At 50.8% G+C, this 14,563-nt stretch carries 16 protein-coding genes; 9 read left to right on the forward strand and 7 right to left on the reverse strand.

Going from position 1 to position 14,563, the window contains the following annotated elements:
* The first annotated feature begins 14 nt into the window (after nucleotides 1-14).
* Nucleotides 15-2,294, forward strand: a complete 2,280-nt coding sequence (locus HJG54_RS26115) for an FdhF/YdeP family oxidoreductase (RefSeq protein WP_316432153.1) — start codon at nucleotides 15-17, stop codon at nucleotides 2,292-2,294.
* On the opposite strand, the gene HJG54_RS26120 is transcribed toward HJG54_RS26115, so the two are convergent.
* Nucleotides 2,244-2,828 (reverse strand): PadR family transcriptional regulator, encoded by a 585-nt coding sequence (locus HJG54_RS26120; RefSeq protein WP_316432154.1) that lies wholly within the window; start codon nucleotides 2,826-2,828, stop codon nucleotides 2,244-2,246. The genes HJG54_RS26115 and HJG54_RS26120 overlap by 51 nt on opposite strands.
* A 216-nt stretch (nucleotides 2,829-3,044) precedes the next feature.
* Between HJG54_RS26120 and HJG54_RS26125 the strand changes: the two genes are divergently transcribed.
* The 4 genes from HJG54_RS26125 (at nucleotide 3,045) to HJG54_RS26140 (ending at nucleotide 6,894) form a co-directional block, all read left to right on the forward strand.
* Complete coding sequence (locus HJG54_RS26125; protein WP_316432155.1) at nucleotides 3,045-4,232, forward strand: ABC exporter membrane fusion protein; 1,188 nt, start codon at nucleotides 3,045-3,047, stop codon at nucleotides 4,230-4,232.
* A gap of 78 nt (nucleotides 4,233-4,310) precedes the next feature.
* The gene (devC, locus tag HJG54_RS26130; RefSeq protein WP_316432156.1) at nucleotides 4,311-5,543 is read left to right on the forward strand and encodes an ABC transporter permease DevC; all 1,233 of its coding nucleotides are present in this window, start codon (nucleotides 4,311-4,313) and stop codon (nucleotides 5,541-5,543) included.
* A gap of 6 nt (nucleotides 5,544-5,549) precedes the next feature.
* Nucleotides 5,550-6,272 (forward strand): DevA family ABC transporter ATP-binding protein, encoded by a 723-nt coding sequence (locus HJG54_RS26135; protein ID WP_316432157.1) that lies wholly within the window; start codon nucleotides 5,550-5,552, stop codon nucleotides 6,270-6,272.
* 301 nt (nucleotides 6,273-6,573) lie between these two features.
* Nucleotides 6,574-6,894 (forward strand): RNA recognition motif domain-containing protein, encoded by a 321-nt coding sequence (locus HJG54_RS26140; protein WP_316432158.1) that lies wholly within the window; start codon nucleotides 6,574-6,576, stop codon nucleotides 6,892-6,894.
* Nucleotides 6,895-7,016: 122 nt separating this feature from the next.
* On the opposite strand, the gene HJG54_RS26145 is transcribed toward HJG54_RS26140, so the two are convergent.
* On the reverse strand, nucleotides 7,017-8,324 hold the full coding sequence (locus HJG54_RS26145) for an aminopeptidase P N-terminal domain-containing protein (protein WP_316432159.1): 1,308 nt from the start codon (nucleotides 8,322-8,324) through the stop codon (nucleotides 7,017-7,019).
* A 335-nt stretch (nucleotides 8,325-8,659) separates the two neighbouring features.
* Here HJG54_RS26145 and HJG54_RS26150 point away from each other — a divergent pair, with 335 nt between their 5' ends.
* The 4 genes from HJG54_RS26150 (at nucleotide 8,660) to HJG54_RS26165 (ending at nucleotide 11,041) form a co-directional block, all read left to right on the forward strand.
* Nucleotides 8,660-9,454, forward strand: a complete 795-nt coding sequence (locus HJG54_RS26150) for a Uma2 family endonuclease (RefSeq protein WP_316432160.1) — start codon at nucleotides 8,660-8,662, stop codon at nucleotides 9,452-9,454.
* Between the two features lie 97 nt (nucleotides 9,455-9,551).
* Nucleotides 9,552-9,800, forward strand: a complete 249-nt coding sequence (locus HJG54_RS26155) for a hypothetical protein (RefSeq protein ID WP_316432161.1) — start codon at nucleotides 9,552-9,554, stop codon at nucleotides 9,798-9,800.
* A complete protein-coding gene (locus HJG54_RS26160) occupies nucleotides 9,797-10,057 on the forward strand; it encodes a type II toxin-antitoxin system RelE family toxin (protein ID WP_316432162.1) in 261 nt (86 codons plus the stop codon). The genes HJG54_RS26155 and HJG54_RS26160 overlap by 4 nt, the downstream gene beginning before the upstream one ends.
* A gap of 480 nt (nucleotides 10,058-10,537) precedes the next feature.
* The gene (locus HJG54_RS26165; protein WP_316432163.1) at nucleotides 10,538-11,041 is read left to right on the forward strand and encodes a GNAT family N-acetyltransferase; all 504 of its coding nucleotides are present in this window, start codon (nucleotides 10,538-10,540) and stop codon (nucleotides 11,039-11,041) included.
* Nucleotides 11,042-11,069: 28 nt separating this feature from the next.
* Here the strand turns inward: HJG54_RS26165 and HJG54_RS26170 are convergent, their stop codons facing one another.
* The 5 genes from HJG54_RS26170 to ybeY form a co-directional block, all read right to left on the reverse strand.
* Nucleotides 11,070-11,831 carry an MBL fold metallo-hydrolase gene (locus HJG54_RS26170; protein WP_316432164.1) on the reverse strand — a complete coding sequence of 254 codons (762 nt, stop codon included), beginning with the start codon at nucleotides 11,829-11,831 and terminating at the stop codon, nucleotides 11,070-11,072.
* Nucleotides 11,832-11,909: 78 nt separating this feature from the next.
* Nucleotides 11,910-12,137, reverse strand: a complete 228-nt coding sequence (locus tag HJG54_RS26175; protein WP_316432165.1) for a hypothetical protein — start codon at nucleotides 12,135-12,137, stop codon at nucleotides 11,910-11,912.
* A gap of 268 nt (nucleotides 12,138-12,405) precedes the next feature.
* Complete coding sequence (locus HJG54_RS26180) at nucleotides 12,406-13,005, reverse strand: anthranilate synthase component II (RefSeq protein ID WP_316432166.1); 600 nt, start codon at nucleotides 13,003-13,005, stop codon at nucleotides 12,406-12,408.
* Between the two features lie 288 nt (nucleotides 13,006-13,293).
* On the reverse strand, nucleotides 13,294-13,755 hold the full coding sequence (locus HJG54_RS26185) for a diacylglycerol kinase family protein (protein WP_035999255.1): 462 nt from the start codon (nucleotides 13,753-13,755) through the stop codon (nucleotides 13,294-13,296).
* Nucleotides 13,756-13,963: 208 nt separating this feature from the next.
* The gene (gene ybeY / locus HJG54_RS26190; RefSeq protein WP_316432167.1) at nucleotides 13,964-14,563 is read right to left on the reverse strand and encodes an rRNA maturation RNase YbeY; all 600 of its coding nucleotides are present in this window, start codon (nucleotides 14,561-14,563) and stop codon (nucleotides 13,964-13,966) included.

Consider the following 14,563-nt stretch of genomic DNA (forward strand, 5'->3'; position numbering starts at 1 on the left):
GCAGCATCAGCCGTATGGACCCTCAGAAGCCTCTGAACAATCAACCTCCTGCACCCATTGAAGACACGACCGACAATGCTCCCAACATGGGCGGCGGTCTGCCGGTAATTCAGTACTGGGCCGAACATACCCTCTCGCCGGAAGGTCCCAAACTCTGGCAAACCCTGCTGCATAAGAGTGCTTGTCTGTCCTGCGCTTGGGGTACGGGAGGACAAAAGGGCGGCTTTACAAACGAAGTGGGCGAAACACTCCAGCGCTGCATGAAGAGTGTGGAAGCCATTTCGGCAGAAATTCAGCCGGCAGTTCCCCTGTCGGTGTTTGAGCAGCGCCCGCTCAGCGCATTGCAACAGCTCACCTCTTTGGAAGCGGATCGTCTCGGTCGGCTGAGTGTACCGCTGATTCATCGAGCTGGCAGTGACCGCTATGAATGCATCGGTTGGGATGAGATCTACCAGATTGCCGAGTCGGCCTTTCGCCAGCCGCCAGAACGAGTCGCCTCCTACAGTTCCGGTCGTTCCTCGAACGAAGCTGCCTTTTTGCTGCAACTATTGATTCGCACGCTAGGGTCTAATAACCTAGCCGATTGCTCCGACCTCTGCCACTCGCCTTCTACGGTAGGACTGAAGCAAATGTTCGGCTCCGGCACCTCGATGGTTAGCTTAGAGAACCTGAAAAAGGCCGACTGTGTAGTGCTAATTGGCTCCAATGCGCCCGCCAATCATCCGCGCCTGATGAACGAGTTGATTCAACTGCGGGAACGCGGCGGCAAGGTAATTGTGGTGAATCCAGTGGTCGAAGTCGGTTTGGTTAAGTTTGCCTCGCCTGCTTTTCCAATTAAGTCGCTCTTGACTGGATCTGAGATTGCCTCCCTCTACCTTCAGCTTGCTCCCGGCAGCGATGTGGCTCTGTTTGTCGGCATCCAAAAAGCGCTGCTCGAAAAAGGCTTGGTGCGAGAAGACTATCTACAAGCATATACCGAAAATTGGCAGGATGTTCTAGAACAAGCGAAGAATACAAATTGGGATGCGATTATCTCAACCTGCGGTGTATCTCAAACAGAAATTAAAGCGGCGGCTGAAATTATCGGTACATCAAAGGGCGTTGTATTTGCCTGGGCAATGGGTATAACTCAGCATGATAACGGAGTTGATAATGTTTATAGTATTGCCAACACAGCGCTGCTGACTGGGAATGCCGGTAAGGCAGGAGCCGGCACGATGCCGATTCGAGGCCATTCTAACGTACAGGGGTTTGGCTCGATGGGTGTGGTCGTCACTGACCGGCTGAAGCAAGAAATTCAGGAGGCGCTAGAAAGATTGTTGGGACGCTCGCTTAGCCGTGTACCGGGATACGATACTCGCGCCCTGATCGAAGCTGCCGACGCCGGTCAGATCGATACCTTGATTTGTGTGGGTGGTAATCTGTACGCTGCCAATCCAGATTCAACTCAGGCTAAACGCGCCCTCGGTAAAATCAATACCATCATCTATCTCGCCACCAAGCCAAACTTGGGCCATTTTCACGGCCTGGCTCAGCAAAATACGATTATCATTCCAGTCTTCAACCGCTTCGAGAATCCCCACAAAACCACCACCGAATCCGGCAACAACTTCGTGCGGCTGAACGACGAAGGTAAAACCCACTTAACCAATGCTGACTTGATCTCAGAAGTCGAATTTTTGACCGAACTGGCACATCGGTTGCTGGGGGATTATCCTGTGAATTGGCGTAGACTGCAAGATACTCAGTATATTCGTCAACTGATTGCCCAAACCATTCCCGGCTACGAGAAGATCGGGAGTATCGATCAAACCAAAGAGGAATTCACGATCGGCGGACGCATTTTCACCCAGCCCAAATTTGCCACTCCTTCCGGCAAAGCCAAAATGTTTGTCACTCCTCTGCCGCAGCTTCAGCTACCCAGTGCTGCCGATTTTGGCATACCCGAATCTATTCCCAGCCTAGTGCTAACCTTGATAACCGGACGCAGCTACTCGCAGCACAACACCGTGGTTTACAAACCGGGCGATCGCTATCGCGGCATGCCTCACCGCAACTGTATTTTGATGCATGCAGATGATGTAGAACGAGCGGGATTTCGCGAACACCAGCAGGTAACAGTCCAGGGCGATGCTGGCAAACTAGAAAACGTCGAAATTATCCTCGGTTCGGTGCGTCCTGCCTCAGCTCTGATGTTTTATCCTGAAGTGAATGTTATCTTCAAAGCCAGAATCGACAAACGCTCAGGTACTCCGGCCTTTAAGCGCGTCCCGGTCGTCGTCTATGCCGGGTGAAGCCTGAATCGCTGCCAAAGCCTCATCGCACCAAGCCACCCAACTTTCTTGATAGCGAATGGCGCGGCGAATAATCAAATGCATATACAGATCCTTCAACTCCAGCGTTGCTAAATTTTGGGCAAACGGTTCATCTAAGGCTTGAACTTGTTGCAGCATTTCAGCGTGGAACTGGCGGCGGCGTTCGATTTCGCGAATCACCGCTGGTACAGGCACCAGATGTCCGGCTAGCCCCATGACACCCAGATCTTCCCGGATCGCGGCAGGTTCGGAGGGCTGCATCAACCAATCGATCAGTTCCTGCTGGCCTTGTTCGGTAATCGAATAGATTTTTTTGTCCAATCGTCCTGGCTGGGGAATCGCTTCATAGGTGACGTTGCCCTGTTGCTCTAGCTTGGTGAGTTCGGCATATACCTGCTGCTGGCTCGCCTTCCAAAAGCAACTGCCAAAGCCTTCGGCAAACTCCTTTGCCACCTCATAACCGCTGAGGGGCTGACGAGACAGAAATGCCAGAATTGTGTGCTTGAGTGCCATAGAGGGTGGAGGGTGGAGGGTGGAGGGTGGAGGGGTAGAGGGTGGAGGGGTAGAGGGTGGAGGGGTAGAGGGTGGAGGGGTAGAGGGATTGGCGTCTGCGGTAGGTTCTCACCAACTGCTTGACGAATTAGTTCTTTGAGTATACCTTAGTTTTTGTATTCAATTTTTTGAATACAAGAAGTAGATTATTGCGCCGGCGATGTCCCGGCTACACCTATGTCAACAATCAAGCAAGCCATTGGGCAATTGTCGCGGCCAGTTTCAGTAGTGGGAGTGGTGGGTGGGGTGTGCCTGCTGGGTGTTGGGATGGTTTATTGGGGAGTGCTGCATCGCCCTGCTCAACCGACAGTAACAGCAGCCGTGCCTGCGGTAGAAGCCGTATCAGCACTGGGACGCTTGGAGCCAGAAGGGGAGGTAATCCAGGTCTTTGCGCCCACTTCCCTGGATGGAGCCAGAGTGGAAACGTTGAAGGTGAATCACGGTCAGCAGGTGCGTCAGGGAGAGGTAATTGCCATTCTGGATACCTACGCTCGCCGTCAGGCCAGCCTGCAAGAAGCCGAACAACAAGTCGAGGTTGCGCTGGCCCGCCTAAAGCAGGTGGAGGCTGGAGCCAAACAGGGGCAAATTCAGGCTCAGCAGCGAGTCGTAGAGAGGCTGCAAGCCGAATTGCAAACCGAAACCGCTGCCCAACTGGCTACTATCAGCCGCATAGAAGCTGAACTCGACAATGCAACACTGGAAAACCAGCGCCACCAATACCTGCAAATCGAGGGAGCTGTTTCTGCCTCCTTGCGGGATCAAAAGCAGCTAACCGCAGACACTATCCAACAACGCTTAAACGAAGCCCAAGCCGAGTTAGCGCGGATCCGTCAGTCCCGCCAGATGCAAATTGCCGAAGCCAGAGCTACTCTAGCTCAGATTGCCGAAGTGCGCCCGATTGATGTGGAGGTAGCCCGGTCGGAAGTAGGGCAAGCACAGGCGAATTGGGCACGGGCCAAAGCCGACTTGGATCTGGCTGTTGTGCGTTCACCCCAGGACGGGCAGGTGCTCAAAATCCATACGCGCCCAGGTGAGTTAGTCGGTGAACAAGGAATTATTAGCCTGGGCCAAACGCAGCAGATGGTGGCTGTTGCTGAAGTTTATGAGGTGGATGTGAGCCGAGTCCGGGTGGGGCAGTCGGCTATTGTAATCAGCAAAAATCATGCCTTTCCCGATCGGTTGCAGGGCAGAGTTGTGGAAGTCGGATTAGAGATCAATAAACAGGATGTGCTCGACACTGATCCAGCCGCTCAGTTTGATGCTCGCGTTGTAGAAGTGAAGGTGCGGCTAGATCCGTCCTCCAGTCGTCGGGTTGCCGGATTGACGAACTTGAGTGTTCAGGTAGAAATTAATGTTCAGTCTTGATCTTCAAACTTTATGTTCTGTTAAATAGTTCATTATGGATACTGCTCAATCACCGTTTCATTCATCACTGAGGTCAAAATGGCAAATCTATCTGCCAATCGTGATTCTAATTTAAACCATGCTCAAAACTCTAAAGGTGCTCCAAACCGCATTAAGCGCAAACCGCCGCTGTTTCTCTCCTGGCTGCAGTTACGCAAGGAACGGGTCAGATTACTGGTGGCGATTGCCGGGATCAGCTTTGCAGACGTGCTGATGTTTTTGCAAATGGGATTTCGGGGGGCGTTGTTCAGTAGTGCGGTAGAGTTTCACCATAGTTTGAATGGCGAAATTGTGATGCTGAGCAGCCGCTATCGCTCATTGATTTCGCTGGATCGCTTTACAGAACGTCGCCTGTACCAAGCTGCCGGAGTGACAGGCGTGGAGTCGGTTAGCCCGATCTATCTCAATTTCATGCAGTGGCGCAATCCAGATAACAAAGAAATCTGGGACATTTTTGTGATTGGCATTCAACCAGACGATCAGGTCATGAATTTACCGGACGTGCAGGCAAACCAGCAGCGACTACGCGACCCCGATACAGCCTTGTTCAACAGAGGTTCCCGAACCGAATTTGGTCCGATTGCCCGACGGTTTCAAGCCGGAGAAGTGATTTCTACCGAAGTGAATCAACGACAAGTTCAAATTCGAGGTTTGTTTCAACTCAGTCCTACGTTTGGGATCAATGCCTATTTGATTACCAGCGATTTGAATTTTCTGCGTCTGGCTCGATTTCGGCAGGGTGGATTAATTGATGTTGGCGTGATCAAGCTTCAGCCTAATGCCGATGTAGAAACCGTGCTAGCCAGATTGCAATCGCGCTTACCAAACGATGTCAGAGTCATGACTAAAGCAGATTACGCCAAAGCCGAAGTCGCCTTTTGGAATGCCAGTACCCCGGTTGGCTACACGTTCGATTTGGGAGTGGTGATTGCCTTTATCGTAGGAGCCGTGATTGTTTACCAAATTCTCTACAGTGATGTGACTGATCATCTACCAGAATATGCCACGCTGAAAGCAATCGGATTCCGCGATCGCTATTTATTAGTAGTTGTATTTCAGGAATCGCTGATTCTGGCAGCGCTGGGATTTATTCCAGGCACCGCAATTGCGCTAGGACTTTATCAGATCACCCATGTCGCCACCTTATTGCCAATGGCGATGAATGCAGGACGAGTTGTATTTGTTTTTGTGCTCACTGCTTTGATGTGTTCGGTTGCAGCGTCAATGGCGGTACGCAAATTACAGCAAGCCGATCCAGCTGATATTTTTTAGAGGTTGATGATGATTCACACAATATCTTCTTTATCACCTACTAATCTGTCTACTTCAGGTAATGCCATTGCCATCCTCAATTTAAATCACTACTATGGTCATGGTTCACTGCGGAAACAGGTATTGACTGATATCAATTTACAGATTCAACGTGGTGAAATTGTGCTGCTAACAGGTCCTTCCGGCTCCGGCAAAACAACGTTGCTAACCTTGATTGGCGGGTTACGTTCAGTTCAGTCCGGCAGTTTGAAGATTCTGGGAGATGAATTGCTGAATGCCAATCGAGAGCAATTAACGCTGACGCGCCGCAAGATTGGATATATTTTCCAAGCCCACAATCTCCTGAACTTTCTCACCGCCTATCAAAATGTGGAAATGGCATTAGAAATACAGCACGTCAGTGCGCTAGAGGCCAATACTCGCATTACAGATATGTTGACCGCAGTTGGTTTGGCTGAGCGGTTGCACTACTATCCTGAAGCACTGTCGGGCGGACAAAAACAGCGAGTCGCCATTGCTCGTGCCCTCGTGAGCCAACCCCAAATCATCCTGGCCGACGAACCCACCGCTGCCCTCGATAAAAAATCAGGACGGGATGTAGTTGAAATACTGGAAAAACTAGCGAAAGAACAGGGTTGCACGATTCTACTCGTCACCCATGACAACCGGATTCTCGATTTGGCCGATCGAATTATCACGATGGAAGATGGGCATTTAGTGGATGGTTAAAACTTGGTTAAGAGGAGCCATAACAGACCTATCGTCATCGCTTAGCGATCTTGAATGTTTGTTAACTGATGCGGCACCGCGAAACAACCGCTATTCGGCGTAGTGTAAGGCTTGAAGCGTTGGTCAGATGTCATCTTTTTTTAGGATTTCTTGTCAAATCTACTGCTGTCTTTGGGCAAGTCCGCAGTTATGATGAAGAAGTCAGCGAGCGTTAATTTCGGATGTCTAAGTCGTTTTCATTAACTGGTGAGCGTCTCTCCGAATTTCAACCTCTGCATTTTTCAAATTCTGGAGACACGCCATGTCAATTTACGTTGGAAATCTATCCTACTCTGTCAGTGAAGAAGACCTGACCCAGGTTTTTGCAGAATATGGCAGCGTCAAGAGCGTTACCCTTCCGACCGATCGTGAAACGGGACGGATGCGCGGCTTTGCGTTTGTCGAAATGGAATCTGCCACTGATGAGTCTGCCGCCATCGAAGCGTTGGACGGTGCAGAGTGGATGGGGCGCGATCTGCGCGTCAGCAAAGCCAGACCCAAGGGAGAACGGCCTGCAAACGGAACCCGCGACAGCTTCAGCCGGAGTGGAGATAGCTTCAGCCGCGGTGGTCGTCGCTATTAGTCGCTCCCAGGGCGTTCGGTCGAGCACAAGCCTGAATAGCTCAAGTTTAAAGGAATTTGGTTCGACTAATTAACTTTAAAGAAAGCAAGCAGTGAGTTTTATCCCGCTTGCTTTTTTGCTTTCTAACGCTCCAATTCGTCGATCGCCTTCGGCACCCCTGCCGTTAAAATCTCGCAACCATCCGGCGTCACCAGCACATCATCTTCGATGCGAATCCCGATGCCGTGCCACTTGGGGTCTACCTCAGGCTGACCTTCCACCGGCTTGATGTAGGGCGAAATATAGATGCCGGGTTCTACCGTCAAAACCTGCCCTGGCGCTAAGTTATGGGGCGTTTCGCCATGCTGATAGACGCCGACATCATGCACATCCAGGCCGAGCCAGTGCCCGGTGCGGTGCATATAGAAAGGTTTGTACTTCTCTTCTTTGATAATTTCTTCGATATCGCCTTGCAGTAGCCCCAAATCCATCAGTCCTTCCACGATCACCCGCACTGCCGTATCGTGAATTTGCTGATAGGGATTTCCCGGCTGTACTTGGGCAATCGCTTGGAGTTGGGCCGTTAGAACAATTTCGTAGATCGCCTTTTGTTCGGGCGTGAACTTGCCGCTAATCGGAAAGGTGCGGGTAATGTCGGAATTGTAGTAGTCGTAGGCGCAACCCGCATCGATCAGCAGCAGATCGCCCGCCTGCATTTGGCGCGTATTTTCGGTGTAGTGCAGCACGCAAGCATTCGCTCCGGAGGCCACAATCGAGGGATAGGCCGGTCCCATTGCGCCCCGTTTACGAAAGATATGCTCCATTTCGGCCTGCACTTCATATTCATACTGACCCGGTCGGGCAAACTGGCGGGCATGGTTGTGGGCATCTACCGCGATTTGGGCCGCTGTTTGCATCAGCTCTAGTTCGGCAGCGCTTTTAATTTGGCGCATGGGATGCAGCACCGGAGCCGGATCTTCTAGCGCAATCGGACCGTACCCCTTCTTGGGATAGGTCGCCAACAGCTTTTGCCAATGCCGCAGCACCGTGTCGTTGAAGGCCCGGTCGCGTCCGAGGCGGTAATAGATGCGGTCGGCTTTCTCTAGATACTGAGGCAGCTTTTCGTCCAGTTCGTTGATCGGATAGACCTCATCTGCCCCAAATCGCTCTTTCGCCGCCTCAACCCCCACCCGATAGCCGGTCCAGGTTTCTTTCTCCAAATCCTTTGGCTGCACAAACAACACAAACTTGTGCTCTTCATGGTGGGGAGCCAGCACCGCCACGGCTTCCGGCTCGTTAAACCCAGTCAGATAGAAAAAATCGCTGTCTTGCCGAAAGTTGTACTCGACATCATTGTGCATCACCGCCATCGGCGCACTGCGAAAAATAGCGGTGCCTTTGCCAAGTTTGGCCATCAACTGTTCACGACGCTGGGCATACTCGGTTTGCATAGGTTGCTCAAGAAGAAGGGGGGAGGAGTTTGAGTTTTGAGTTTTGAGTTTTGAGTTTTGAGTTGGGGGAGGGGGAGGAGTTTGAGTTTTGAGTTTTGAATTTTGAGTTTTGAATCGGGAAAGCGAGTGATCGGCTTTAGAGCTTGAAGCAGCATTCGTGAAAAGCAATGTCAAGGCCGCCCTACCCTATTCATAAACTCAACACTCAAAACTATCTTATGTATCCAACCTACTAATTCATAAACTCAACACTCAAAACTCAACACTCAAAACTATCTCATGTATCCAACCTACAATAGAGCCAAGCATGGAGCCAAGCGCATTGGAGTGAGAGCATGACTTCGACTGTGCCAGTTTCGCCTCTTGGGCTGACTCTACCCGATCACACCCAGCTACCAGAGTCGGATGGAACGTTTGTGAAAAACTTTCAAGAGCACCCTGAGAGTGTCTTACTGACTGATTCTATCTATCCTACGCTACAGGCTCTCCATCCTGACGGTCAGTTCTGCATCGGCCAAGATTCTGGCATCTACTGGCGGTTGACCGATCCCCCTGAGCGCGGAGCTGTAGCTCCAGATTGGTTCTATGTCCCGAATGTGCCACCCACGCTAGACGGACAACCTCGTCGCTCTTATGTGCTTTGGCAAGAGTATGTGGCTCCCCTGATTGTGATTGAATTTGTCTCTGGCGATGGTTCAGAAGAACGCGACCGAACGCCTCCGGCCCAGGGAACCAATCGAGTCGGTAAATTTTGGGTCTATGAACAGGCCATCCGTGTGCCCTACTATGCCATCTACGAAGCCGAAAACGCGCAAGTCGAGGTCTACCATCTGCTAGACAACACCTATCAGCGCATGACGCCCAACCCTGAGGGACGGTATCCGATTCCGCCGATGGGAGTAGAATTGGGCCTCTGGCAGGGCCGCTACCAAAACATCGAACTACCCTGGTTGCGCTGGTGGGATCGGCAAGGAAATTTGCTGCTCACGGGTGACGAACGTGCCGAACAAGAACGACAGCGAGCCGAAGCAGAGAAACAAAAGCGGCAGCAGTTGGTAGAAAAATTGCGAAGGCTCGATCCAAGCCAACTAGAGGCGCTAGGAATTGCTCCAGAATTGCTTGATCTCTAATTAATTAGAAATTAATTTGGCTAAACCGACGCTATCAAGCTCTAGGCAAGCACAAAAGAATGTGAAGCACTTAAGCAAAAACCAGAGGAGGAACACAATGGCAGCAACGGTTAAAGTACAAATTTCATTTGAATCATTGATTGAAGCGCTGTCTTCTTTAAGTTTGACTGAACAGCGCCAAATTCTAGAAATTTTGGAGCAGAAAATCTTCGAGGCAGAGGAAGCATTATACGAAGATGATGCCGAAACGATTGCAGAAATTCAAGCTGTCCGTGCAGAGTATGAGGCCGGTGAGTATCAAACTTTAGAAGATTATCTTGCCGGTCGATCGCAGCTATCATCATGAGCTACAAAATCGTCATTTCTAAAGCAGTGCAAAAACAAATCAATGCTTTGCCAGGTGATGTTTACGATCGGGTGATTGAGAAGCTCCAGCACTTACTAGAAGAACCGCGTCCATCTGGCGTCGTTAAGCTCAAAGGCACTGACAATGAGTACCGAATTCGAGTTGGTGACTATCGAGTTCGATATGAGATTGATGATCAAAACAGGACAATTCAACTCTTGCAATGCAAGCATCGAAGAGAAGTCTACCGAGAGTAAATTGCATCAGCTAATGCTATCTCTGAACCCAGAGGAATAATTGTTAACTACAACTTTCACAAACAGGTTGTGAACAGGGGGTGAGGGGGCAGTGCCTCCACGCAAGGGTTTCACCCCTGCACCCCGTTTATATCCACGAAAGCGAGGTAGCTTTGTCTACCCCGCTCTTTTGCATCCGAAGTTGAGTAACCTGCGTAGGCGGATTTTAATCGCCAGATCCAGTTTTTGTCAGTCGATCAGCCTAGCAGTCCATGAACTGACCATTAGCTGAACAGGCTAATGCGAGTGGAAGGTAGAAAAGTCCATCGTTGTCCTCAAAAACTATCCTATGGGAATCAATTGGCATGGGAAGTTGCTGAGCGCAGCCCAATTGCAGGATTGAGTCTGGCTCAGAAACCTTTTGCCTCATAAAGATTACCCAGATGAAAACAAACCTTCAGGAGGATTAGTCTAAAATTCTTCCAAGCTCAAAATAAGGCTATGCCGATTCGCCGTTTAGAACCCCACGAAATTAACCTACATCGGGAAATCCGTTTGCGTGCCCTGCACGACTCGCCCAATTCGTTTGGTGAAACCCTGGCAGAAGCGGAAGCAAAACCGATCGCCTATTGGGAAGCGCTGACCGAATCCGTTACAACCGGCTCCCATGTCATGTTTCTGGCTTACAACAGCGACACAATTCAGGGATGCGTGTATGGGTTGCTGGATCGGGAACGCGAGCAGGCTGGCAGAATTGGCGGCATGTGGGTTGCGCCCGCGTATCGCCGGCAGGGAATCGGACAAACTTTACTTGAAGCGGTTTTAGCTTGGGCTGCCGAGCAAGGGCTAACTCATCTGGGCCTATGGGCACCCGTTGCTAATCCTGCGGCCATCCATTTATATCAAAACGCTGGGTTTCGCCCGACGGGACAGCAAAAAGTCCTCTCTGCTGCAAATACACCACTCCAGATTGTTGAAATGGAACTGAACATCCTCGGACCCTGATGCTCAGCCATCCACTCGTCAGCACCGATCAGGCATAGCTCATGACGCGAATCTGGGTGCTGCCTGGTAAATCGCCCGGAGCAACGCTGATCGAATTGCCTACCTGCTGCACCGGAGTACCGCCCATCAAGGCCAGAAAGTTATCGATTGGCAGAATATCGCAAGTTGCAGCATCAGCAGCGGCTGTGCGGAAGTGGGTGGGAATCACCAGTTTAGGATTGAGCAACTGAATCGCGGCTTGGGCTTCTTCGGGCGTAAAGGCTTTGGGACCATTGCCGACGGGAACCAACAGCACATCCGGACGCCCCATTAAAATCTGCTGCTCAGTCGTGATCGGAGCCGCCGCGCCGCCCAAATGCAGGATATTCACGCCACCCTGCACCCATCTCCAGGCCACGTTGGTGCCAAACCGCCGTCCGCCGACATCATCGTGATCCATGGCGATGCCGTTCACCTGTAGCCCATTCACGTCATACACGCCTGGTTCAAACAAAATTCGCGGATTTCCCGGCAGCCCTTCGACGGCTCCTTCGTCCAGCAAGCGGCTGCTAATCATCACCAAATCGGCTCCAACCTGAGGCGCAGAATAGCCCGCGGTACAGCCAACCGGACGAAAGGGGTTGACCAGAATCCGCCGTCCATCGCCCGTGAACAAAAAGCAGGTATGGCCCAGATATTGAATGCTGACCGCTCCCGATTGGGCCTGAGCCGGCAGCCGATCCACCAAGCTCAACCCTAAACCCGCCAATAAGCCTGCCCCTGTGTATTGTACAAACTGCCGTCGTTTCATCGTCTCCTCACATCCTTTTGATTGAATTTCACGCTTTGCCTTCAGCCAAGGCAATCTGGAATGTTTGATCAGGAATTATTACCATGCCAATCCAGAAGTCTTGAAACCATTCGAGCACTGATTCATTCGAGCACCCGTTGGAAACTGGTTCAGATCTGGCCGAATCACGTGATAGGTAAACCCTACCCGATAGTTGTCGATTTCCAGCCCGCGAAAGTGCCAGAATCCTGCCGAATTGTCACATCCTCCCACGAAGACGAGGCTGTTTGCTCCGGTCTGATTCCCGCGGCCAGACAAATTCACCATCAACAAAAAACTCTACCCTGTCTGCGGGCATTCAGCGATGAAAATTCTCTTTGGTGGGTGAGCAGTCAGCTTAGACGCCTGCATCCTGTGTCATGGCTGGATGAGTAGCCTGCTGAAGCAGAATGCACAGCACTAAATCTAGGTCTTCTGGAATTCGATAAAAACATAATTAAACATAGAAACCAAGGAGGTGTTGTCGCTGCCCTTCGGGCAGCAAAACACCTCCTTGGTTTTAATTAAGTTGAATTACTTAGCTGTCTAGTTCTTGCTAACGTCGTTGGCTGACTTCCAACAGAAAGTTTCTTAAAAGCTGTTTGCCCGACTGCGTCAGTACGCTTTCTGGATGGAATTGAACGCCCTGAATGTGGGGATAATCTCGATGCCGCACACCCATAATCGTGCCATCTTCCACCCAGGCGGTAATTTCCAGAATGTCGGGGCAAGTGTCGCGGTCAATTACCAAACTGTGGTAGCGGGTGGCCGTCAGCGGACTCTCCAAGCCAGCAAAGACCCCAGCACTAGTGTGCTGCACCGGAGAGGTTTTGCCATGCATCAGCTCAGAGGCGCTCGTAATTTTGCCGCCAAACACCTGACCGATCGCCTGATGCCCCAAGCAGACGCCTAACACCGGCACAGTCGGTCCGAGTTGCTCAATCACCGCCAGCGACACCCCCGAATCCTCCGGACGCCCCGGCCCCGGCGAAATCACAATCGCATCCGGCTGCAACCGCCGAATTTCCTCTAACGTAATCTTGTCGTTACGGTAAACCTGCACCTCAGCCGCAATCGGGATTTCCTGACCCAATTCACCCAAGTACTGCACTAGGTTGTAGGTAAAGCTATCGTAGTTATCGATGACGAGAATCATTGCAAAAGTTTTGCTTAAGTTTTGCTTAAGTTTTGAGTTTTGAGTTTTGAGTTTTGAGTTTTGAGTTTTGAGTTTTGAGTTTTGAGTTAGGGGGTTCAACAAGTTTTGAGTTTTGAGTTTTGAGTTAGGGGTTGAAGAAGTTTTGAATTAGAAATTATGAGCCTTGAGATTTGTCAGTTCAGATGTTTAAGTGCTTCTAAATCCACGGTTTCGACTGTTTCAACTCAAAACTTAAAATTCAAAACTCAAAACTCAAAACTATTACTCCCCGCTGTTTCAACTCAAAACTCAAAACTTAAAACTCAAAACTGTTTGAATCAAGGGTGGCAGCAGTAAAGAACCCGCAACTAAGACCGCTGCCAAGGCAGAAATCAGCACGGCTCCGGCGGCACAGTCTTTAGCAATTTTGGCAAGCTCATGATAAGTCTGACGCACCGTCAGGTCTACAACTGACTCAAGCGCGGTGTTCAGCAGTTCCATCGTCAGGACAGCCCCCGTAGTTAAGCCAATAATGGCAATTTCTACCCGACTCAGATGCAAAAAGATACTTAACCCAATCGCCACCAGACCCACCACGACATGAATTCGAAAGTTGCGCTGCGTCTGAAAGGTGTAACTAACGCCCGTCCAGGCATATCTGAAGCTCACAAATAAGTTGGAGGCAACGCGCCATGACAAGGTTCGGTTTGGCGAATTGGGAGGCGCAACAGGGCGGAGCGGCGGAGTCTCGGTTGAGAGTTCTTGGGTCATGAGTCGTACTCGTTAGCCAACAAAGCGAACAGGTGAAGAAAGCGGGATACTCATCATCGGGGACTCACGGACTAAAGGTGGACTAGTCCAGACTAAAGTAATGTTGCCACAGCTAGAAACGAATTCATTGAAAGTTTATCAACAGAAAATAGAAACGCTAAGTGGGCAATTAGTCCGATTCTAAGGCTAGTTTTGCAGCCACCAACGGCTAAGCTAGCAATTCCTCTTGATAATATCCGCTGCTGAGGCCGATCGTCTGTAGCAAAAACTCCTGCTGTTGTAACATGCGGCGCAGACTGGTTTCATCCGGATGATCCCACCCCAGTAGATGTAGCAACGCATGAGCTGCGAGCCAAGCCAACTCTTGCTCTAACGAATGACCCTGCTGTTGGGCTTGCGCTTGCGCCGTTTCTACCGAAATCACAATGTCGCCTAAATACAGAGGTTCTGTCTGGGCAACTGCTGGCAGCGGCAGCTCTGTTTCTAGGGCTGCAAAAGCTAACACATCAGTAGGCTGGTCTTTCTGGCGGTACTGAGCATTGAGCTGTTGGATTTCCGCATCATCGGTTAACCGCAAGCTCAGCTCATAGGCTTGTTCGCTGGCCAAATCGGGTTGCAGCGCCTCTAACCACGACCGGAACCAGCTGTCCCATGTAGCCAATTCAATCGGTGGGGCTGGAGCAGTTTCGCCTGCCTCTTTGGCCAGAGTTTGGACAATCTCGATGGAATTCTGTCCATCACTCGCTGCCCCATCGCCAAAGAAATAATCCTCGACATAGACTTCGACTTGTATCGGGCCGGTTGCCAT

It is taken from the genome of Leptolyngbya sp. NK1-12 (assembly GCF_032598965.1).
Taxonomy (GTDB): Bacteria; Cyanobacteriota; Cyanobacteriia; order Elainellales; family Elainellaceae; genus Elainella.

Bases quoted from the DNA above. Each gene is read 5' to 3' on its own strand.
- HJG54_RS26115 (WP_316432153.1), top strand. From the start codon at position 15: ATGGACCCTCAGAAGCCTCTGAACAATCAACCTCCTGCACCCATTGAA.
- HJG54_RS26120 (WP_316432154.1), bottom strand. From the start codon at position 2,828: ATGGCACTCAAGCACACAATTCTGGCATTTCTGTCTCGTCAGCCCCTC.
- HJG54_RS26125 (WP_316432155.1), top strand. From the start codon at position 3,045: ATGTCAACAATCAAGCAAGCCATTGGGCAATTGTCGCGGCCAGTTTCA.
- devC (WP_316432156.1), top strand. From the start codon at position 4,311: ATGGCAAATCTATCTGCCAATCGTGATTCTAATTTAAACCATGCTCAA.
- HJG54_RS26135 (WP_316432157.1), top strand. From the start codon at position 5,550: ATGATGATTCACACAATATCTTCTTTATCACCTACTAATCTGTCTACT.
- HJG54_RS26140 (WP_316432158.1), top strand. From the start codon at position 6,574: ATGTCAATTTACGTTGGAAATCTATCCTACTCTGTCAGTGAAGAAGAC.
- HJG54_RS26145 (WP_316432159.1), bottom strand. From the start codon at position 8,324: ATGCAAACCGAGTATGCCCAGCGTCGTGAACAGTTGATGGCCAAACTT.
- HJG54_RS26150 (WP_316432160.1), top strand. From the start codon at position 8,660: ATGACTTCGACTGTGCCAGTTTCGCCTCTTGGGCTGACTCTACCCGAT.
- HJG54_RS26155 (WP_316432161.1), top strand. From the start codon at position 9,552: ATGGCAGCAACGGTTAAAGTACAAATTTCATTTGAATCATTGATTGAA.
- HJG54_RS26160 (WP_316432162.1), top strand. From the start codon at position 9,797: ATGAGCTACAAAATCGTCATTTCTAAAGCAGTGCAAAAACAAATCAAT.
- HJG54_RS26165 (WP_316432163.1), top strand. From the start codon at position 10,538: ATGCCGATTCGCCGTTTAGAACCCCACGAAATTAACCTACATCGGGAA.
- HJG54_RS26170 (WP_316432164.1), bottom strand. From the start codon at position 11,831: ATGAAACGACGGCAGTTTGTACAATACACAGGGGCAGGCTTATTGGCG.
- HJG54_RS26175 (WP_316432165.1), bottom strand. From the start codon at position 12,137: ATGGTGAATTTGTCTGGCCGCGGGAATCAGACCGGAGCAAACAGCCTC.
- HJG54_RS26180 (WP_316432166.1), bottom strand. From the start codon at position 13,005: ATGATTCTCGTCATCGATAACTACGATAGCTTTACCTACAACCTAGTG.
- HJG54_RS26185 (WP_035999255.1), bottom strand. From the start codon at position 13,755: ATGACCCAAGAACTCTCAACCGAGACTCCGCCGCTCCGCCCTGTTGCG.
- ybeY (WP_316432167.1), bottom strand. From the start codon at position 14,563: ATGGCAACCGGCCCGATACAAGTCGAAGTCTATGTCGAGGATTATTTC.